Source organism: Nocardia sp. NPDC059764, assembly GCF_042732555.1.
GTDB lineage: Bacteria > Actinomycetota > Actinomycetes > Mycobacteriales > Mycobacteriaceae > Nocardia.
On the sequence record NZ_JBHWHH010000010.1, the window covers coordinates 1 to 19,109 of the forward strand.

Sequence of the window (19,109 nt, forward strand, 5' to 3'; positions counted from 1 at the left end):
GCGCCGCGGCGCCGCCCACTGCGGCGGCGGCGGTGCCGCCGATGAAGGCCCGACGATCGACGGTCATGCTCTGCTCCCTGCCTGTCACCCTGCCACCCTGGTCGGTTGACCAGTATTCCGAAATCCCGGACCCGCCGCAGAGTACGTCGCCATGACCCCGCCCACACCGGCGCGACACGACACGTTCTTCCAGGCCAGGACCTTTTGACAGCGACTCGACCCGATGAGAGTGTTGGAGATCTGATTTCTCACCACGAGCTCGGCCGTAGGGGGACCCCGCAATGACGACACTGGCCTCGGGCCTGTTCCTGGATTGGGAACAACTGACGGGCCAGTCCAAACTCGTGGTCGATCTGATCAGCTTCCCCATCTTCAGCGCCATCGCCGGCTGGCTCACCAACTGGACCGGCGTGCTGATGTTGTTCTGGCCGGTCTACTTCAAGGGTTTCCGGGTGCCCGGCCTCGAGATCCTCTACCCCTACCTGCCGCGCCGCGTCCAGGTGCTGCCCACCTTCTCCGGCGACGGCAGGCAGCTCGGCTTCCAAGGATTCATCCCCGCGCGCGCCGAGAAGATGGCCAGCATCTGCGTGGACGTGGCCATCATGCGGATCGGCAGTCCCAAGGACTTCATTCGCGAACTCGACCTCGAGGGCATCGCCGACTACATCGCCGAGGTGGGCCGCAAACAGGTGCCGGGCATGGTCGACGAGATCATGAGCAAGGAGAACCCGGACCTGTGGGGCGCGGTGCCCAAGTCCGTGCGCAATGCGCTCTACCAGCGCATCGAACGCGAACTGCCGTCGCTGGCCCGGACCGCCTTCGACCAGCTCGGCGACAATGTCGACCAGCTGATCGACATCAAGGACTTCGTCATCCGGTATCTGCGGGAGAACCCGGAGATCCTCAAGGACCTGACCACCACCATCGCCGCGCCGGAACTCGAGTTCATGGTCCGCATCGGCCTGCTGGGCGCGCCGTTCGGCCTGCTGCTGGCGCTGTACATGCATGTGCACCAGAGCATTCCGGTGCTGGGCTGGATCCCGCCGTGGCTGGTCATCCTGTCCGCGACCGCGACCATCGGCGTGCTGGTCAATGTCATCGCCGTCAAGATGGTGTTCGAGCCGGGCGATCCCCAGCCTTGGTACAAGTACCTGTGGAAGCAGGCGCTGCTGGCCAAGCGGCAGCCCGAGGCCGCCGCCGATCTGGCCCACATCCTGGCCTACCAGGTGCTGACCCTGCCGAACCTGGCGGGCGAACTGCTCAGCGGGCCCAACGGTGACAAGACCCGGCAGCTGCTGGAACGGCTCATCGCCAAGGAGATCCACCGCCAGCTCGGGCCGACCCACTCGGTGGTGCGGACCGTGTTCGGCAAGCGGCAGTTCGACAATCTGAAGATCGGCGCGACCACCGCCGCGGTGGGGCTGGCCCCGAGCCTGGCCGACGATCCGGAGTTCGCGGCCGCGCAGGCCAAGAAGATCGACGAGTTCGCGGCCCGCAAGCTGCAGCAGCTCACGCCCGGCGAATTCATGGAGATGTTCTACGCCTCCGTCGAACAGGACGCCTGGCTGCTGTATCTCCACGGCGCCGCCCTGGGCCTGGTGGTCGGGGCCGTGCATCTGATCCTTTTCGGCTGGTAGACGACCCTTTCGGAGCAACTCTCCGGCAGCCCTCGAAAATCAAGCACGCGTGCTTGCATTTTTCCGGGACGGCTGCGATGCTGACCCCGTGGCCGATCTCGAGGCATTGCTCGCCGACTTCACCGCCGAATGCGCCGATCTCGATCGGCTGATCGCGGACCTGGATCCGACCGGCTGGGAGCGCGACACCCCCGCCGCCGGGTGGACCATCGCGCACCAGATCGCCCACCTGAACTGGACCGATCAGGTCGCCGCCGTCGCGGCCACCGATGCGGCCGAATTCGACAGGCTGGTCCAGGCCGCGCTGCCGAAGGCCCTCACCTTCGTGGACGAGGCCGCCGAGGAGGGAGCGAAAACCCCTGCGCCGCAACTGCTCGCCGACTGGCGTCGCGACCGTGCCGCCCTGGTGGAGGCGCTGCGCACGGTCCCGGCCGGCACCAAGCTGCCCTGGTTCGGCCCGCCCATGAGCCCGGCCTCCATGGTCACCGCCCGCCTGATGGAGACCTGGGCGCACGGCCAGGACGTGGCCGACACGCTCGGCCTCACCCGGGAGCCCACCGCGCGGCTGCGGCACATCGCGCACATCGGCGTCCGGACCCGGAACTTCGCGTACCTGACGCATGGCAAGGCCGCGCCCGGCGAGGAGTTCCGGATCGAGCTGGCCGCGCCCGACGGGACGTCGTGGACCTGGGGACCCGAGGATGCCACGCAGCGGGTCAGCGGGCCCGCCCTGGATTTCTGCCTGGCGGTCACCCAGCGTCGCCACCTCGACGATCTCGCGCTCGAGGTGCGGGGCGAGGAGGCGTCCGAATGGCTGGGCCTGGCCCAGGCCTTCGCCGGTCCGCCCGGAAGCGGCAGAACGGCGGGCCAGTTCGCCTGACCCGCCGTCGATCCCGGCCTCCGACCAGAATCCCCAATTCCCACAGGGGCTTTTCTCCCAGCGGTCCGGGCGATGCCGGACCGGCCGAGAGGGAGCGAGCGAGCGCCAGCCTGGGTGCGCCGTGCCTGGTGCCGACCGGACGCCGTTGGCCGGAGGTCTCTTCGATGGCAGTCGAGTTGGCGCTCGCCGCTAACAAGTTTTTACCCAGGCTTTCGCTGCCGAAAACCTGATGATGCCCAACCTTTCTCGATAGTGATCCTGGTCTCACCTACGGCATGTGGTACCCGCCGCCACCGTAATCTGGACGCGCGTACGACTTTCAATGGTGCGGGTCTGCGTTGCGCAGGGGGGCCCAGGGGAGAGGGAGAGGACGCACCAGTCATGTCGCATCAATTGGCGACCCAGGCCGCCCGGTCGACCCGGCGAACGGCCCAGGTGATCCGCTACAGCGCCATCGTCACCGCCAGCATGGCCAGCATCGGGCTGACCGTCGCGGCGGGCTCGTACATCGCCAACGAGATGGCCCAGCGGCCCGGCAAACTCACGACCACCACACCGGCCGGACGCCCGGCGCTCGCCGCGCCCGGCCCCGCCGATCGGCCGGGTGTCCAGCTCGGCGCGCCGATCGCCGAGAAGATCACGCTGACCTCGCTTTTCAGTGGATATCCGCTGGATCCGGCGGTGGCGCAGGCGATTCCGGACCACATCCCGGGCAGCGCTCCCGCGGCCGAGGCGCCGCGACCGCTGGCCGGTCAGCTCCGGCTCGGCACCACCTATGTGGGCGCGCAGCTGGCCGGGGTCCAGCACGAGACGGTGACCCTCACCCTCGACACCAACGTCTTCGCCACCGTGGCCGACGTGCTGCTGAACTCGCCGCTCGGGCGGCAGCTGGGGATCACCACCGACCCGACCGCCAACACCCGGCTGCGCACCGATGTGGACAGCCACGGCGACGTGACGCTGACCCTGTCGGATCCGGCGCTGGGCACCTACGGCCTGCAGATCGCCCGGCATCCGGTCCCGGCCGCGGCCGATGCGAACGTTGTCCACGGAGAAGACTCGGCGACCGTCACTGTGTGAGACTTCCGGTGTGTACGACTACTGCGTGATCGGCGGGGGCATCGTCGGGGTGGCGACCGCGCACCGCGTTCTCGAGCGTCACCCGGGGGCGAGCCTGCTGCTGGTGGAGAAGGCCGGACAGCTGGGCCTGCACCAGACCGGGCACAACAGCGGGGTCATCCACTCCGGCATCTACTACGAGCCCGGCAGCCTGAAGGCGCGGCTGTGCGTGCGCGGCGCGGAGCTGACCAAGGAGTTCGCGGCGGCACACCACATTCCGTTCGAGGAATGCGGAAAGCTGCTGGTGGCCACCGATGCGGCAGAGCACGCGCGGATGCTCGCGCTCTCTGAGCGGTCGGTCGCCAACCGGATCGAGGTGGAATTGCTCGACGCCGCCGAACTGGTGCGGCGGGAGCCGCGGATCACCGGGGTCGGGGCCCTGTTCGTGGCGAGCACCGGCATCATCGACTACAGCAAGGTGACCCGGGCGCTGGCCGAGGACGTGCGCGCGGCCGGGGGCGAGATCGTGCTGAACGCGGAGATCGCCGCCATCACCGAAACAGACTCAGCGGTAACAATTTCCGGGCCGACCGGCAGCTGGCAGGCCCGGCGGCTGGTGGTGTGCGCCGGCCTGCAGGCCGACCGGATGGCGCGACTGGCGCGACTCGACATCGATCTGCGCATCGTGCCGTTCCGCGGCGAGTACTACCAGCTGCCGCCGCACCGCAAAGATCTGGTGAACACCCTCATCTACCCGATCCCGGATCCCGAATTGCCGTTCCTGGGGGTGCATCTGAGCCCCACCATCGACGGCGCGCTGACCGTCGGGCCCAATGCCGTGCTCGGCCTGGCCCGCGAGGGGTACCGCAAGGGGAGCGTGAATCTGCGCGACGCCCGGGAGATCCTGGGCTACCGCGGTTTTCACAAGGTGGCCGCCGCCAATGTCGGCACCGGGCTGCGCGAGCTGCGCAACTCCCTGTTCAAGCGCGGTTACCTGGCCGAATGTCGCCGGTACTGCCCGGAGTTGACGGTCGCCGACCTATTGCCGCGGGAGGCCGGAATCCGCGCTCAGGCGGTGCTGCGCGACGGTAGCCTGGCTCACGACTTCTTGCTCGAGCGCACGCCGCGCTCGGTGCACGTGCTCAACGCACCGTCCCCGGCGGCCACCTCCGCGCTGCCGATCGCCGAGTACATCGTGGATCGATTGGACGACTCCGTTCAATAAATAGGATTGCTGTAGTACTTTTGATGGCAGCCGTGGGACAGGGAGCAGCCTATGGGCCATTTCAAGTACGCGAGTGATGTCGGCGCACCGGTGGAAGTCGCGTTCACATATACGGACAACCATCAGTTCGTGCCGGACTGGGCTTTCGGCGTGGCCGCCTTCGAGCCGGTCGGGGATTCCGACCATGGCCTCGGAGCGGTCTTCGCCGCGACATTGCGCGTCGGCCTGTGGCATCCCACGATCGAGTGTGAGATCACCGACTACCGCCGCAACGCGGTCATCGAGTACACACTGCGCCGACGCCGGAAGGGGAAGCCGGCGTCGGCGTGCTCCAACTTCTGTGTCATCACCCTGCGCTTCGACCCGCTCGGGTACGGGCGCGCGGTGCTGACCTCGGAGACCGAGTACTGGGCGCCGCGCGGCGTCACCGGCAAGTTGCTCTCCGCGGCGCTGGCCGCATTGGTGCAGGCCACGGTCCGGCGGACCGAATCGCAATTGCGCAGGGAGATAGAGGAATTCCACGGCACCGATCTTGTCGGCCGGATCGCGTAGGGTAGGCCGCATGATCATCGTGAGCACCGACGGATCATGCCTGCGCAATCCGGGCGGGGCGATCGGCTGGGCCTGGGTCAATCACGCGGGCGGCTCGGCCAGCGGCGGCGGGCCCTCGGGCACCAATCAGATCGCGGAACTGCGCGCGCTGCTCGAGGCGGTCCGGGCCCATCCGAGCGCCGAACCCCTACTCATCGAGAGCGATTCGCTCTACGCCATCAAATGCGCCTCCGAGTGGATCAACGGCTGGCGCAACAACGGCTGGAAGACCTCGACCGGCGCGGCGGTCAAGAATGTCGAACTGATCCAGCAGATCGACCGCGCCATCGCCACCCGGCCCGGCCCGGTCCGGTTCCGCTGGGTACGCGGCCACGTCGGCAACTACTTCAACGAGCAGGCCGACACCCTGGCCGGACAGGCCGCCCGCCAGGCCGCCGCCACCGGGCAGACCACCGACTCCGATGCCGGTCAGCCGGAGCCCTTCGATCCGCCCACCGCGCCGATCCCGATCGCGGAACCCAAGACCGAGCCGCTGCCGGTGACCGCGCCCGCGGAACCGGCCGAGAAGATCGGCGCGACCGCGCATTCCGCACCCGCCACCCCACGCCGCCGGGCCGCCGCCGCCAAAGCGCCTGTCACCGAGGCACTCACACTGTTCTGAGAACAGCCTCCGAGGACCCTGGTGCAGCGCGCCTACCTGCGACGATGACGCCGCGATAGAACCAGAGGGGCCCGCCTCCGGAAAGCTCCGGGGGCGGGCCCTTTTCGCGCTGCGGCGGACTACTCAGTTGCCGGGCTTGGGAGCCGCGGGCGTCGGCGCGGGCTGCGCCGGGGGAGTCGCCTGACCCGAGGGCTGGACGCCCTGCTTGTCGCCGCCGGTGGCCCCGGGGATCGCGGTCTCATCGTTGCCGTAAACGGTGCGGTACTTGTTCACCAGCCACTTGCCGTCCTTCTTCTCCAACTCGACGTAGGACGGGAGCGTCAGCACGACCGGCTGGGTGTGCAGATCGTTGGTGGCGGTCTGGGTCATGTCGACCAAGATGGTCGCCTTGCTCGAATCGCCGGTCTCGTAGGCACAGCGCAGCATGCTCAGTGTCGCCTTCGCGTGCTGCTTGATCAGCAGGTCCTGCAGGTCGGAGGCCACCGGCTGGAAGTCGTGCGCGAACTCACCGCCGTCGACGATCTGCGCCTTCATGCGCTCGGCGAAGTCACCCAAGGACTTCTCGTCGTAGGAGGCGAGAGTGCGGACGAATCCGCAGGCCGCCGAGGTGGCGTTGTCGCGGTCGTCGAGCTGCTGGGCGCGGTCGTGGGACTGCCACCAGAATCCGGCAGCCCCCGCGATGGCGGCCACCGCCACCACACCGAGCGCGCCGAGCGCGACCACCGGCACCGATACCACGGACAGCAGGCCGGACTTGCCGCCCGCCTTCGGCTCGGCGGCCGCCTCGGAGCCCGCCGCGGCCTCGGCGTCCACACTCGCCTTCGACTCGGCGGCCTTGCTCATCGCCACCGTCTCGGCGGCTTCGCCGGCTTTCGGCTCAGCGGTCTCAGCCGCCTCCGGCTCAGCGGCCTCGCTCGCCTTCGGCTCGGCGTTGCCCTGGCTATCGGCCTCGGCGATGGAATCGTCTTCGGTTCTCTTGTCCTGGGCGGCGTCGTCCGACATCTGATAGATCACTTTCCCGGTGCGCTGCGGACGCACCGTGTTGGTTGAGGCCCTACTTGACCGGCGGCAGAGTCCGCTCGTTCGGATCCGCGCCCGCGGGCGGGAGCGCGCCGTTGTTGGGCACGTCCGGTCGCGGTGCGTTGGCCGAACCACGGATCTGCTGGTCCTGCGGCGGGTTCTGGCAGTAACCCGCCCACTTCGGGAAGGTGCTCTCGGTGGCCACATCGGGCCGGACCTTCTTGGTGGCGTAGTCACAGAAGGCACGCGGCCAGATGTCGATGATCGTGTAGAACTCGCCGTCGTGCGCGGGCACACCCATGGCGGAGGTGCCGATCACCAGCGACGGGAACAGTGCCCGCAGCGCCGGCGCGCGTAGCTGCGCGGCCCTGGTGATGGCCGCGAAGTTGGTGGCCAGACTGGTCATCGGGTCGGCGGTCTTGTCCAGTACCGCACCGAGGTCCCGCATCTGGCCGGGGGCCTGCTCCAGGATCTTCTGGAGTTCGGCGTTCGCGTCGTTGAACTGATTGAACAACACACTCGAATTACGGGTCAGCGTACCCAGGTCGGGTTGCGCCAGCGCGGTGGTGCCGGAAATGACCTGCAAATTCTTGAGCAGATTGGTGGTCTGCGGGAGCAGATCGTCCAGGCCCTTGGTGGCGATGCTCACCGCGTTGATCAGCGAGCGCAGCTGGTCCGGGCCGCCGGACAGCGCGGTGTCCAGCTCGGTCAGGATGGCGCTGAACTTGTCCGGATCCACCTGCGCGATCAGGGCGCTGGCATTGTCGAGCACCGACCACACCGGGGTGGGCGTCTTGACCTTGGCCGGATCGAACTGCACGAGCGAACCGTTGTGCAGGAACGGACCGCTCTCGGTGTTCGGGCGGAAGTCGATGTACTGCTCGCCCGCGCCCGAGAGCGCGCCCACCGCGACCACGGTGTCCGCGGGGATGGAGTACTTCTTGTCGATCTCGGCGGTGGCCGCGATGGCCGCGCCGTTGTCGATCAGCTTGATGTCGTTGACCTTGCCGACCCGGAAGCCGCGCAGGGTCACGTCATTGCCCGCCTGCAGACCGCCGGAACGGTCGAGATTGACCGTGACCGTGTAGGTCTCGCGCAGCGGGTTCACCCGCATCACGCTGATCGCCAGGTAGGACGCGCCCACCAGCAGGATCAGCACCAGCGCGGCATTGGACACCAGGTTCTTGTGTCGCGATACCCAGTTCATCGGTGTCCCCCGTTGATCCGGCCGTAGATGATCTGCAGGACCTGGATCAGGCTGCCGCCGAAATCGTTGAGATCCTTCAGATCCGGGAACTTGCTGTTGGCCGGGTCGGTGAGCAGGCCGACATCGAGCATGGTGAGGGTGCCCGCGACCGCCAGCGTGTCGCCCTTGAACGAGGCGTCGGCCTTGGGCCGGATGTCGTGCAGGGCGTCCAGCGCCGGGCCGAGCGTCTGATCGGTCCGGGCCAGCGCCGACATCAGCTGGTTCAGGTTGTCGAGCAGGCTGCCCAGCGAATCCGAGGTGGTGTTCGCGTAATCGCCCAGGGCCGCACTGGTCGTCGAGATCTTGTTGAGCAGATCGCCGATGGCCTGGTTGTTCTCGGCGATGGCGCCGATCATGCCGGGCAGGCTGTCGGCCACCTGGCCGAGCTGCTGGTGATTGGCCTCGATGGTGTTGGCCAGCGCGCTGAAGCCGGACAGCACATTGTCGACACGCGCGCTGTTCTTGTTGAGACTGGCCATCACACTGGTCATCTGGGTCAGCACGTGGCCGAGCTGTTCGCCGCGGCCGCCGACGATGGAGTCCATCTCGGAGGTCAGCTTGGACAGGCTGGCGATGCCACCGCCGTTGAACAGCAACGAGACCGAGATCAGCAGCTCTTCGACGGTGGCGCCGGCCGAGGTGTTCTCGATCCGGGCGCCGTCCTTCAGCATTTCCGCGCCGGGCTGGGTCTTGGGCTTGGACACCGCCACGAAGACGTCGCCGAGCGGGGTGGCCTGCCGCAGTTCCGCCGTGCTGCCCCGGGGCAATTCGATGTCCTTGCGGATGGCCAGGTCCACATTGGCCTTGAAGTCCTTCGTGGTGATCTTGGTGACCACCCCGACGTCGGAACCACCGATCTTGACCTTGGCCTGATCCGGAAGGTTCAGGGCATTGTCGAAGGCCGCGTGAATCGTGTAGGTATCGCTGCCTGGACCGGGTTTGGGCAACGGCAGGCTCTCCACCGTGACACCGCAGCCCGACGCCACCACGGCCGTCGCGGTGACCGCGACCGCCACGATCGCGCGCCGCGCCCGGCGGCCGGTGCGCTCACCCTGGAGGGCCGACATTCGATTACTCATTTGGTCATCCCCAGCGCCGCCGCCATCAGACCGAAGTCGGGTCCGAAATCCTCCATCTTGCCCGTCCGGCAGCCGTCCGCCCGCATCTGGACGCGCTCACAGAACACGCTGATGATCTCGCCCGAGAGCGAGGTGCCGATCAGGCCGTGCAGGCGAATGAAGTTGCCCTGCCGGTTGACCGAGCGGTCCAGGTTCTGCATGAGCAGCGGCGTCACGTCGACTACCTCGGTCACGCCGGCCGCGTTGTCGCGCAGCTGCTTGGTGACCGCCGTGAGCCCGGTGAGGGTGCCGTTGAGCTGATCGGAGTACTGCGAGAACGCGCCACTGGTGTTGGCCAGGAAGGCGTTCAGCTGATCGAGCGTGGCCTGCAGGCCGGGGGCCTGCTCGGACAGCAGTCCGGTCATCTGGGTGATCTTGTTGCTGAACCCGCGCACCGAATCGTCGTTCTCGGCGAGCATGGTGGTCAGCTCGTTCAGCTTGATGATGATGGTGGAGATGGCGTCCTTGTTGTCCAGGCCCGTCTTCAACGCCCCGGACAGCGAGTTGAGCACATCGCGCATCTTCTCGCCGTTGCCGTTCATCATCGGGTAGAGCACCCGGCCCGAGAGCGGGCCGATGCCGTCCTGTCCCTCTTGGGGTTTCAGCGCGGCGGCGAACGAGTCGATGGTCTTGATCATGGTGTCCAGCTCGACCGGGGTCTTGGTCTGCTGGGTGGTCAGGTGCGCGCCGTCGCGCAGCTTGTCACCGCCGGTGTAGCGCGGGGTGAGCTCGATGTGCCGGTCGGTCACGATGGACGGCGAAACCAGCGCGGCCTGCACGTTCTTCGGGATGTCGACGCCCTTGTCCACGGTCATGTGGACCTCGACGTACTGGCCCTTGGGCACGATCTTGTCGACCCGGCCCACCTCGAGGCCGAGCACGGTGATCGGGTTGCCCTCGAACATGCCCGCGATATTGAGGAAGTCGGCGGTGAAGTGCTGGGTCTGGCCCGCGGCGTCCTTCACCCCGAGCGGAACCAGCGAGCACGAGCCGACGGCGGCGGCCGCCACACCGATCATGGCCGCCTGGGCGAATCGTTTCAGCATCATGGGTGGCACCCCTCGTTCACCTGCGCGAAGCACAACCAGTTGTCCGGGAACAGCCAGGGCAGCGCGACCTCACCGTAATTGCCGTTGCCGAAGGCATTGTTGAACTGCCGGATGGCCGGCGGCATGATCGACAGCAGCCGGTCCAGGTTGTCCTTGTTCTTCTGCAGACCCTCGGCCATGGTGTTGAGCTGCGTCAGCGTCGGGCCGAAGCGGTTGTCGTTCTGCGCGCCGATCTGCTGCAACTGCTTGCTGAGCGTGGCGATATTGTCCAGCAGGCTCTCGAGCAGGCCCTGCCGCTCCATCACCCGGTTGGCGATGGCCTCGCCCTGGGTGATCACCAGCAGCACGCTGTTGCGGTTGTCGCCGAGGATCTTGGTGACCTTGTCCAGATCCTTGAGCAGCTGGTCGACCTGGTCCTTGCGGTTGTTCATGGTCTTGGCCAGCGCGCCGATGGCGTCGAGGGCCTGCACCGTCATCTGGGGGGTGTCGCCCATCTGCTGATTGATCAGATTGAGCGAGTCCGCCAGCTTCTTGGTGTCGAGCTCCTCGAACTTCGGCGTGCCCTCCTGGACCACGTCGGCCAGGTTGTAGGGAACCACGGTGTTGGATTTGGGGATCCGGTTGCCCTTCAGGCCCTTGCCGTCACCCGGGACGAGATCGACGTAGCGCGCGCCCAGCAGGGTCGCCATCTTGATTGACGCCTTGGCGTCCGGGCCGAGCTTCACATCGTCGTCGACGCTCAGGGTGATCAGCACGTGGTCGCCCTCGAGCTCGGCGGCCGAGACGGTGCCGACCGGCACGCCGGAGACGTCCACCTTGTCACCGACCTTGATGCCGGCGGTCTGCACGAACTCCGCCTTGACGCTCTTGGTGCCGATGCCGACCGACTTGTAGACGGAGGAGCCCATCAGCAAGCCGACGATCACCGCGGCGCCGAGCACGCCGAGCCAGAAATTACGGTTGGAATTGAAGCGGGACTTGAGTTTCGACATCATGGCCGACACACCGCCGAGTGGGAGTTGCCGCCGATCTGCGAGAACAGACCGCGCGGGAAGAGGACACCGTACAGCGACACGTCGAGGCTGCAGAGATAGGCATTGGCGTAGGCGCCGTTCTGGGTGAACTTGCCGACGTCGGAGAGGATGCCGGGCAGATCCACCGCGGCCTGGTCCAGCTTGGAACCGTTGGCCAGCAGCAGCGCGAGCGCGTCATTGCTGGAGGCCTGCGCCGCCACCAGCTTGGGCTGGATCTTGCCGAACATGTCGACCAGACCCAGTGTGGCGTCGGCGATCTGGACCGTGGACGCCTGCAGCGACTGGCCCTGGGCGTACAGCCCGCCGATCAGGGCGCGGGTCTGGGTGACCAGCGTCTCCAGTTCGTCGCCGCGCTTGGCCAGGCCGGACATGACGCTGGACAGGTTGGTGATCACGTCGGAGAGGATCCCGTCGCGGCGTTCGAAGTCCGAGGCCACCGCCGCGGCCTGGGTGATGAACGCGCTCAACGACACATTGTCGCCCTGCAACGCCAGGATGAAGGTGTTGGACAGGTTGTTCACCTGCTCCGGCTGCAGCACCTGGAACAGCGGCTGGAAACCGTTGAGCAGACCCGAGACGTCGAAGGACGGCTCGGTGCGCTCGATCGGGATCACGCCATTGTTCTTCAGCGCCACGTGATCACCGGTCTTGGGCTTGCCCGCGACCGGCGGGGTCAGCGCGACATACCGCTGACCGATCAGGTTCTGGTAGCGGACCAGCGCCTTGGTGTCGCCGAACAGCGTCTGATCGCGCTGCACGATGAAGGTCACCTTGGCCTGGTTCTTGCTGTCCAATTCGATCTTGTTCACCTTGCCGACGCGCACGCCCGCCATCCGGACGTCATCGCCCGGCCGCAGACCCAGCACATCGGTGAAGGTCGCGGAGTAGGTGTTGGTGGAACCCTGCACCGTGCGGGCCAGCGTGTTCCAGATGACCGCGGTCACCAGGATGGACACGATCGCGAAGATGCCGAAGCCGATCAGCGGTCTGCGAATGCTCATCGGCCGGCCTCGCTCTGCGTCAGGTGCACGGTCGCATCCTTCAGAATCGGGCTCAGCAGCAGGTATTCCGCCGCGGTGGGACGCCGGCCGAGCATCGCGGTGATGGCGTCGTCACCGGCGAGGGAGATGTCCTTGCCGGTCGCCGGCGCGTCCGGCTGGCTCGCCGGGGCCGCGGGAACCAGGTTCGGGAACATGCCCTGCAACGGGGTGCCCGCGAGCGGGTCGTTGCCCGGCTTCGGAGCGTCGCCCGGCTGGGTCGAGGGCACACCGGTGACGGTGACGCCCGGGATCAGCGGGAAGCCCGGCGGCGGCGCGGTGATCGGCAGACCCGCCGCGGCGTCGATGGCCCTGGGCCGCATGGATTCCGGCAGCGTGCCCGGGTCCGAGGTGAGCGGCGCGGTACCACAGCTGGGCGCGGCCAGCTCGCCGTACCGCGGGCAGTCCTCGCGGGTGTAGGGCTTGTAGGGCGTGAACGTGATGCCCACGTTCCAGATCATCTGGTTCTGCGGACCCCAGTGGAAACTCGAACTCAGCTTGCGGATCGAGTCGTTGAGGTTCGAGATGGCCTGCGGAATCGCGTCCGGGTTGTCCGACAGCGCGCCGAACAGGGCGCTGGTGCCGTTGGTGACGTCCTTACCGACATTCGGGTTGCGGGCGAAGAGGCCGTTCACCTTGTCGATGGTGTTGGACGTCCCGGCCAGCAGCGCGGTCAGCTCGGCCCGGCGGTCGGAGATGGTCTGCGCGGTCTTGACCGAATCCTGCAGCACCCCCATCAGTTCCGGCGCGGACTGGTTGAGCGCGCGGAAGGAGGTGGAGAAGTCGTCGAGGAAGCCGCCCACATCCGGGACCGCTCCGCGCACCCCGGCGAGCCAGGTGTCGACGCGCTCGATGGTGGAGCCGGGCATCCGGCCGCTGCCGTCGAGGGCGTAGGACAGGGTGCCCAGCACCCGGCCCAGCTGCACCGGATCCAGCTTGCCGAGGATGTTGCGGACGGTGGTGAGGGTGTCCTGCAGGGCGATGGTGCCCTTGGAGGTGTCCTCCGCGATCTGCGAACCCTCTTTCAGGTGCGCGGAATCGGCTCCGTTGTAGACCAGTTCGACCGAGGTGACGGCGAACAGGTTGGATGGCACCACGCGCGCGGTGACATTGGCCGGGATGCCCGAGGTGTACTCGGGCTTCATCTCGATGTGCACCTGCTGCAGCTCGCCCTTGGCGGCCACCGACACATCCTTGACCGCGCCCACCAGCACGCCGCGGAACTTCACGTCCGCGTTGGCCGGCAGGCCGTCACCGGTGGTGGTGAGATTCGCGGTGATATTGACCTTTTCGACGAAGTAGCCCTTGTACCGCGCCATCAGGAATCCCAGGATGACGGCCATGACGGTGAGACCGCAGATACCGGCGATGAGCAGCTGCCGCATCGTCGGTCCGCGCCCGCTCGGATCGATGATCATCGTGTGCGCCCCCTATCCCGAGATCCGGATACCGGGGTTGACCCCCCAGATCGCCAAGGTCATGAACAGGTCGGCGAAGACGACCGCGATGATGCAGTACTTGATCGCGCGACCAGCGGCCACACCCACGCCCTCGGGGCCGCCCGAGGCGAAATACCCGTAGTAGCACTGGATGAAGGTGGTGATCGCGACGAAGATGATCGCCTTCAGCAGTGAGTACAGCACATCGTGGGGGATCAGGAACTGATAGAAGTAGTGCTGGAAAGTGCCTGTCGCGGTACCGCCCACCAGGGACACGGTCAGCGAACACGAGACGTAGGCCAGCGGCAGCGCCAGGCAGTACAGCGGCACGATGGCGATCATGGCCGCGATCATGCGGGTGCTGACCAGGTACGGAAGCGGCCGGATGGCAACCGATTCCAGCGCGTCGATCTCCTCGGAGATGCGCATGGCGCCCAGCTGCGCGGTGAACCGGCAGCCCGCCTGCGCCGCGAAAGCGACCGTGGCGAGCATGGGTCCGAGCTCACGCGTGGTGGCGAAGGCGGAGATGGCGCCGGTCAGCGGGCTCAACCCGAGCAGGTTCAGCGAGGTGTAGCCCTGGATGGCGACGGTCATACCGCCGAACGCCGACAGGATCAGCACCACGCCGATGGTGCCGCCACCGACCACGAGATTGCCGTTGCCCCAGGTGACGTCGGACAGCAGCCGCCACACCTCTTTGGGGTACTGCTTGAACGCCATCGGCATGGAGCCGATCGAGCGCAGGAAGAAGAAGACCTGGTGGCCGATGCGCGCCAGCCAGTCGCGCGGCCATCCGGCCGCGCCCTTGATGCGTGTGAACGGCCGCAGCAGCGGCGGTACGTAAGTAGCTGACACGGCTCAGACCATCGCTGGGGGGAAGAAGGAGTTGTACAGCTGCGTGATGATCAGATTGACGCCGAAGAGCATGACCGCCGACATGACCACGGCGGTGTTCACCGCGTTGGCGACACCGCCCGGGCCCCCCTTGGCATTGAGCCCGGAGTCGCAGGCGATGATCGCGGCGAGCAGGCCGAAGATGAGCGACTTCAGCAGGGCGGCAATCAGATCGGCCGTGACGGCGAAGGACGAGAAGGTGCCGATGTAGGAGCCCGGCGTGCCGTTCTGCGCGAAGATATTGAAGACGTAGCCGGTCAGGAAGCCGACGAAAACCACGAAGCCGCAGAGCAGTACGGAGACCAGCATGGCCGCGCCGAGGCGGGGGGCCACCAGCCGCCGCATGGGGTCGACGCCCATCACCTTCATGGCGTCGATCTCCTCGCGGATGGTCCGCGAGCCGAGGTCGGCGCAGATGGCCGAACCGACCGCGCCGGCGATCATGAGCGAGGTGACCAGCGGCGCGCCCTGCTGAATGATGCCCAGTCCGTTGGCCGCACCGATGAACGAGGTCGCGCCGACCTGTCCGGCAACCGAACCCACCTGGATCGAGACGATGACGCCGATCGGAATGGCGACCAGCAGGGTGGGAGCGGCGGCGACATTGGCCATGAAGGCGCACTGCCGGACGAACTCACCGTAGGGGAAACGTCGTCGGAAGATGGCCACGAAAAGCTCGGTGACCGCCGCGACACCCATCACCATCATGCGACCGCCGGTTTCCAGCGACCGTTTCGGATGGTCCCGCCAGTACCCCTTGGCCCAATCCACTGCCGTATTCATCCGTGACGCCGGCGGTGGACTCCCCGGCCCCCCCGGGATCGTGGTCGACTGCACTGACTACCCCTCTCGACGCCGGAGTTACCCGCCTCCGGCGACTGTTTGCTTGACGCACCCTACTACGGAGTTAGGAAAAACACACCACCGATTGTGGTTCCGATCATAGAACCGGATCACATTCACGCTAGGGCTGTGAACAGCCACATCAGAGTTGGTTTTCGTGCAAAAGAACCTGGCAGATATCTAGAACTTGTTCTAGTTTTCGACTAACTGCCGGAAGATGTGAACATCTATCGGTATCAATTTGTAGGACCAAATTTATCGGAATTCGATAGCAATTGTGCATTGTTCCGATATCCCCATCCAACTAGGTAAGTGCCGCGAAGCCCAGCAGGACACGGCTCGGCAACACAAGGCAGTACAACCGCCAACCGGGCCCGAATACTGACAGGATGTGTAACCGCAGGTTGCGATTCGTGCGGCTTCCGACACCTGGAGGGACATGATCAACAAACTGGCCGGGGCGACCGGCGCGTTCGCCGTCGCTATCGGCACCGTGCTCACCGGCGCCGGAGCCGCTCACGCCGATGGAGGCGCCGTCATCGGCGGCGGCTCCGGGATCATCATCGACGATCAATACGAATGCACCGTCACCACGATCGGCTACGACGGAGCAGGTCGCCTGGTCGGCCTCACCGCCGGTCACTGTGGCGACGCGGGCTCCAAGGTCTGGGCCGAGAAGGACCGGGCCGCAGGGCAGATCGGGCAGTTCGCGTACTCCAACCACGATCTGGACTACGCCGTCATCCAGTTCGATCCGAACCGGGTCATCCCGGTCAATCGGATCGGCGGCGTCACCATCACCGGCATGGGCGGCCCGGCGACCTTCCCCGCCATCGTCTGCAAGGAGGGCCGGACCACCGGCAACACCTGCGGCGTCGCGTGGGGCGATGTCTTCGACACCAATGTCGAGACCTGGAGCCAGATGTGCGTCGTCGAGGGCGATTCCGGCGCGCCGGTCGTCGTCGGCACCACCCTGGTCGGCATGGTCAACGCCTACCTGGCGGTGGCCTGCTTCGGCCCGGAGGTCGGCACCAACATGAGCGCGATCATGGATGACGTCAACGGACGGGGCGGTGTCGGCGCGGGCTACCGGCCCGTCTGACCCGGCCCTCGGTCATCCGAGCCGAGAAATGCTGAAAGCGGCGGTGATTCGAGAATCACCGCCGCTTGTCGTCCTACCGGTCCCGGAGTGTTCCGGCCCGGTCCTAGAGCGTGTTGACGCAGACGACGAAGTTGCGATCGTCGTAGACGTAGCCCTGATCGCCGTCCGGGCAGTCGTCGACGCTGGTGCTGTGCTGCACGATCGACACCACCTTCACGCCCTCGGTGGCCGTCTTGCTGGTGCACGGGATGCGGTGCGCGGTGTCGCCGCCGACCTCCATGCAGTCGCCCACCACCCAGTCGATGGTCAGGCAGAGCGCGCCGGTCTCGGAACCGTTGAGGGTCTCGTAGTAGACCTGGTCGGAGTCCTTGCCGCACTGGGCATTCTTCGGAGCCTTGCCGGTCACCTTGTAATTGGAGTCCTGGCTGCCGCAGACCGCCTTGTCGATGGTGGCGTTCTCGGTGGTGCCGCCCAGCTTGACGCAGTCGCCGATCGAGGCGTGGAAGTCGGTCTTGCCACCGCGATCCGCGCGCGGCGTGGTGGTCGGCGCACCGGGCTTACCGGGCTTGGTGGGGGTGTTCCCCGGGGTCTTGGTCGTGGTCGGGAGCACGATATCGCCGGGGGCGGCCGTCGGATGGCCGGTGACGGTGCTCCCACAGCCGGCGAGCAGCAGGGCGGCGACGGCGGAGATCGCGGGCACGACGATCCGGACGGAAAGCTGCTGACGCAACACGGGCGAGTCCTATATTTCGAAACAAACAGGTTTGAGTTGTGCGCCCATGAGTACACCACGGGCACCCAGAAGATCGAATCAAGGCCGCGAACCATTTCATCCGGGCACCCGTATAGGAAGCCATGAGCACCGACATCCTGGAGCGGTACGTCATCTGGCGGCGGGCCCGCGACGGCGATCCCTTCCGGGTGCGCATGCCCACGCTCGGTTCGGTGCTCTTCACCGGCACCGCCGCGGGTGCGCGGGAACTGTTCCGCGCGCCCACGGATCTACTGGAACCGCCGCTGCCCAATCCGATCGAGCCGATGGTCGGCGCGGCCTCGCTCATCCTGGCCCGCGCCGAGCGGCACCGGCGCGAGCGCGCCCTGCTCGCGCCCGCCTTCCACCGCAATCGAATCAGCGCCTACGGCAACGCCATTCGCGACGCCACCCGCGCCGAACTGGACGGCGAACGCACCGGGACGCCGTGGCGCCCGGGCACCCGCGTCGACGCCCGCGCGGCGGCCCGGGCGCTCACGCTGCGGGTGATCCTGGCGGCCGTGTTCGGCATCGACGAGCCCGCACGACGCGCCGAGTACACCGCCGCCACCACCGCCTTCCTGGAGTCCTTCGGCAGCACGCTGTTCCTGGTTCCCGGCCTGCGGCGCAACATGTTCGGGCTGACCGGCTGGGAGCGGTTCGCCGCCGCGCGGGACCGGCTCGACGAACTCATCGACGCCGAGGTGACGCGGCGGCGCGCGCACGGGGGCGGCGGCACGGATCTGCTGGCGCTGCTGCTGGATACGCGCTACGAGGACGGCGACGCCATCACCGACACCGACCTGCGCGAGCAGCTGCGCACGCTGCTGGTCGCCGGGCACGAAACCACCGCCACCGCACTGGTGTGGGCGCTGTACCGGCTGCACCGGGAACCGGACACACTGGCCCGGCTGCGGGCCGAATTATTCTCTGCCGGAACCGATCCCGATCCGGACGAGCTGATGAAGCTGCCCTACCTGGACGCGGTATGCCAGGAGACGCTGCGCCTGCATCCACCGGTGCCGATCGTATTGCGCAGGCTCACAGGTGATTTCACGCTGCTCGGCAAGCCGCTGGTGGCGGGGGACACCATGGGGGTGTCGGTGCACCTGCTGCACACCGATCCCGCGGTGTGGCCGGAACCACGGCGTTTCCGGCCCGAACGGTTCCTCGAGCGCAAATACGGTCCGTTCGAGTACGCGCCGTTCGGGGGCGGTCACCGGCGCTGCATCGGCGCCACCCTGGCCGATTACGAGCTGCGCATCGTGCTGGCAACCGTACTGAGCGGGGTGCGGATGCGGCTCTCGCCGCGGTTCGCGCGCGGGGGTGCGCCGATGTCGGTGCCGCACACCATCACGGTCGGACCGCGGCGCGCCATCACGTTCGACATCGTCGAGTCGTGAAGCGATGTCGGTGATCTCGATCACAAGTAGGTTTTGGGAAGCAATCACTCCTAAAGCGGCCGTACCGGTGTCACTTTCGGTGAATCGCCGCCGCCATCGGCGCATACACGCCCACCGAGGAACCGGCCCACGGTGTTGTGACCGGGCGCACACCTAGCA

The 19,109-nt window shown here is 67.0% G+C and carries 18 protein-coding genes; 8 read left to right on the forward strand and 10 right to left on the reverse strand.

The features are described from left to right. The first annotated feature begins 281 nt into the window (after positions 1–281). The 6 genes from ACFV4K_RS03565 (at position 282) to ACFV4K_RS03590 (ending at position 6,014) form a co-directional block, all read left to right on the forward strand. Positions 282–1,637 (forward strand): hypothetical protein, encoded by a 1,356-nt coding sequence (locus tag ACFV4K_RS03565; protein WP_379271798.1) that lies wholly within the window; start codon positions 282–284, stop codon positions 1,635–1,637. Positions 1,638–1,725: 88 nt separating this feature from the next. Continuing rightward, positions 1,726–2,517: a TIGR03084 family metal-binding protein gene (locus tag ACFV4K_RS03570; protein WP_379271800.1), complete on the forward strand. Its 792-nt coding sequence runs from the start codon at positions 1,726–1,728 to the stop codon at positions 2,515–2,517. 381 nt (positions 2,518–2,898) lie between these two features. Next, positions 2,899–3,597 (forward strand): hypothetical protein, encoded by a 699-nt coding sequence (locus ACFV4K_RS03575; protein WP_379271802.1) that lies wholly within the window; start codon positions 2,899–2,901, stop codon positions 3,595–3,597. A gap of 10 nt (positions 3,598–3,607) precedes the next feature. Beyond that, positions 3,608–4,801, forward strand: a complete 1,194-nt coding sequence (lhgO, locus tag ACFV4K_RS03580) for an L-2-hydroxyglutarate oxidase (protein WP_379271803.1) — start codon at positions 3,608–3,610, stop codon at positions 4,799–4,801. A gap of 51 nt (positions 4,802–4,852) precedes the next feature. Continuing rightward, positions 4,853–5,353 carry an SRPBCC family protein gene (locus ACFV4K_RS03585; protein ID WP_379271805.1) on the forward strand — a complete coding sequence of 167 codons (501 nt, stop codon included), beginning with the start codon at positions 4,853–4,855 and terminating at the stop codon, positions 5,351–5,353. Between the two features lie 10 nt (positions 5,354–5,363). Beyond that, positions 5,364–6,014: a ribonuclease H gene (locus ACFV4K_RS03590; protein ID WP_379271806.1), complete on the forward strand. Its 651-nt coding sequence runs from the start codon at positions 5,364–5,366 to the stop codon at positions 6,012–6,014. 123 nt (positions 6,015–6,137) lie between these two features. Here ACFV4K_RS03590 and ACFV4K_RS03595 read toward each other — a convergent pair whose 3' ends face one another. Genes ACFV4K_RS03595 through ACFV4K_RS03635 form a run of 9 tightly spaced genes read right to left on the reverse strand, consistent with a single transcriptional unit; the run spans position 6,138 to position 15,634 of the window. Next, positions 6,138–7,016, reverse strand: coding sequence for a hypothetical protein (locus ACFV4K_RS03595; RefSeq protein WP_379271807.1), 879 nt, complete (start codon positions 7,014–7,016; stop codon positions 6,138–6,140). 52 nt (positions 7,017–7,068) lie between these two features. Then, positions 7,069–8,241 carry an MlaD family protein gene (locus ACFV4K_RS03600; protein WP_379271809.1) on the reverse strand — a complete coding sequence of 391 codons (1,173 nt, stop codon included), beginning with the start codon at positions 8,239–8,241 and terminating at the stop codon, positions 7,069–7,071. Further along, positions 8,238–9,359 carry an MCE family protein gene (locus tag ACFV4K_RS03605; RefSeq protein WP_379271811.1) on the reverse strand — a complete coding sequence of 374 codons (1,122 nt, stop codon included), beginning with the start codon at positions 9,357–9,359 and terminating at the stop codon, positions 8,238–8,240. Before ACFV4K_RS03605 ends, ACFV4K_RS03600 begins: the two co-directional genes overlap by 4 nt. After that, positions 9,356–10,447 (reverse strand): MCE family protein, encoded by a 1,092-nt coding sequence (locus tag ACFV4K_RS03610; RefSeq protein WP_379271813.1) that lies wholly within the window; start codon positions 10,445–10,447, stop codon positions 9,356–9,358. Before ACFV4K_RS03610 ends, ACFV4K_RS03605 begins: the two co-directional genes overlap by 4 nt. Next, on the reverse strand, positions 10,444–11,439 hold the full coding sequence (locus ACFV4K_RS03615) for an MCE family protein (RefSeq protein ID WP_379271864.1): 996 nt from the start codon (positions 11,437–11,439) through the stop codon (positions 10,444–10,446). The genes ACFV4K_RS03610 and ACFV4K_RS03615 overlap by 4 nt, the downstream gene beginning before the upstream one ends. Next, complete coding sequence (locus ACFV4K_RS03620; RefSeq protein ID WP_379271815.1) at positions 11,439–12,482, reverse strand: MCE family protein; 1,044 nt, start codon at positions 12,480–12,482, stop codon at positions 11,439–11,441. Before ACFV4K_RS03620 ends, ACFV4K_RS03615 begins: the two co-directional genes overlap by 1 nt. After that, a complete protein-coding gene (locus ACFV4K_RS03625) occupies positions 12,479–13,936 on the reverse strand; it encodes an MCE family protein (RefSeq protein ID WP_379271816.1) in 1,458 nt (485 codons plus the stop codon). Before ACFV4K_RS03625 ends, ACFV4K_RS03620 begins: the two co-directional genes overlap by 4 nt. A gap of 12 nt (positions 13,937–13,948) precedes the next feature. Next, on the reverse strand, positions 13,949–14,812 hold the full coding sequence (locus ACFV4K_RS03630; RefSeq protein WP_379271818.1) for an ABC transporter permease: 864 nt from the start codon (positions 14,810–14,812) through the stop codon (positions 13,949–13,951). A gap of 3 nt (positions 14,813–14,815) precedes the next feature. After that, entirely contained in the window at positions 14,816–15,634 is an 819-nt protein-coding gene (locus ACFV4K_RS03635; protein WP_357088587.1) for an ABC transporter permease, read from the reverse strand. A 499-nt stretch (positions 15,635–16,133) separates the two neighbouring features. Between ACFV4K_RS03635 and ACFV4K_RS03640 the strand changes: the two genes are divergently transcribed. Continuing rightward, complete coding sequence (locus ACFV4K_RS03640) at positions 16,134–16,796, forward strand: serine protease (protein ID WP_379271820.1); 663 nt, start codon at positions 16,134–16,136, stop codon at positions 16,794–16,796. A 103-nt stretch (positions 16,797–16,899) separates the two neighbouring features. On the opposite strand, the gene ACFV4K_RS03645 is transcribed toward ACFV4K_RS03640, so the two are convergent. Next, a complete protein-coding gene (locus tag ACFV4K_RS03645; RefSeq protein ID WP_357088584.1) occupies positions 16,900–17,529 on the reverse strand; it encodes a hypothetical protein in 630 nt (209 codons plus the stop codon). 122 nt (positions 17,530–17,651) lie between these two features. Here ACFV4K_RS03645 and ACFV4K_RS03650 point away from each other — a divergent pair, with 122 nt between their 5' ends. After that, complete coding sequence (locus ACFV4K_RS03650; protein ID WP_379271822.1) at positions 17,652–18,950, forward strand: cytochrome P450; 1,299 nt, start codon at positions 17,652–17,654, stop codon at positions 18,948–18,950. The last annotated feature ends 159 nt before the right edge of the window (positions 18,951–19,109 follow it).

Excerpts from the sequence above, each read along its gene's own strand:
- ACFV4K_RS03620 (WP_379271815.1), bottom strand. The coding sequence starts at position 12,482 with ATGAGCATTCGCAGACCGCTGATCGGCTTCGGCATCTTCGCGATCGTG.
- ACFV4K_RS03605 (WP_379271811.1), bottom strand. The coding sequence starts at position 9,359 with ATGAGTAATCGAATGTCGGCCCTCCAGGGTGAGCGCACCGGCCGCCGG.
- ACFV4K_RS03595 (WP_379271807.1), bottom strand. The coding sequence starts at position 7,016 with ATGTCGGACGACGCCGCCCAGGACAAGAGAACCGAAGACGATTCCATC.
- ACFV4K_RS03615 (WP_379271864.1), bottom strand. The coding sequence starts at position 11,439 with ATGTCGAAACTCAAGTCCCGCTTCAATTCCAACCGTAATTTCTGGCTC.
- ACFV4K_RS03565 (WP_379271798.1), top strand. The coding sequence starts at position 282 with ATGACGACACTGGCCTCGGGCCTGTTCCTGGATTGGGAACAACTGACG.
- ACFV4K_RS03650 (WP_379271822.1), top strand. The coding sequence starts at position 17,652 with ATGAGCACCGACATCCTGGAGCGGTACGTCATCTGGCGGCGGGCCCGC.
- ACFV4K_RS03625 (WP_379271816.1), bottom strand. The coding sequence starts at position 13,936 with ATGATCATCGATCCGAGCGGGCGCGGACCGACGATGCGGCAGCTGCTC.
- ACFV4K_RS03600 (WP_379271809.1), bottom strand. The coding sequence starts at position 8,241 with ATGAACTGGGTATCGCGACACAAGAACCTGGTGTCCAATGCCGCGCTG.
- ACFV4K_RS03585 (WP_379271805.1), top strand. The coding sequence starts at position 4,853 with ATGGGCCATTTCAAGTACGCGAGTGATGTCGGCGCACCGGTGGAAGTC.
- ACFV4K_RS03640 (WP_379271820.1), top strand. The coding sequence starts at position 16,134 with ATGATCAACAAACTGGCCGGGGCGACCGGCGCGTTCGCCGTCGCTATC.
- ACFV4K_RS03575 (WP_379271802.1), top strand. The coding sequence starts at position 2,899 with ATGTCGCATCAATTGGCGACCCAGGCCGCCCGGTCGACCCGGCGAACG.
- ACFV4K_RS03590 (WP_379271806.1), top strand. The coding sequence starts at position 5,364 with ATGATCATCGTGAGCACCGACGGATCATGCCTGCGCAATCCGGGCGGG.
- ACFV4K_RS03610 (WP_379271813.1), bottom strand. The coding sequence starts at position 10,447 with ATGATGCTGAAACGATTCGCCCAGGCGGCCATGATCGGTGTGGCGGCC.
- ACFV4K_RS03635 (WP_357088587.1), bottom strand. The coding sequence starts at position 15,634 with ATGAATACGGCAGTGGATTGGGCCAAGGGGTACTGGCGGGACCATCCG.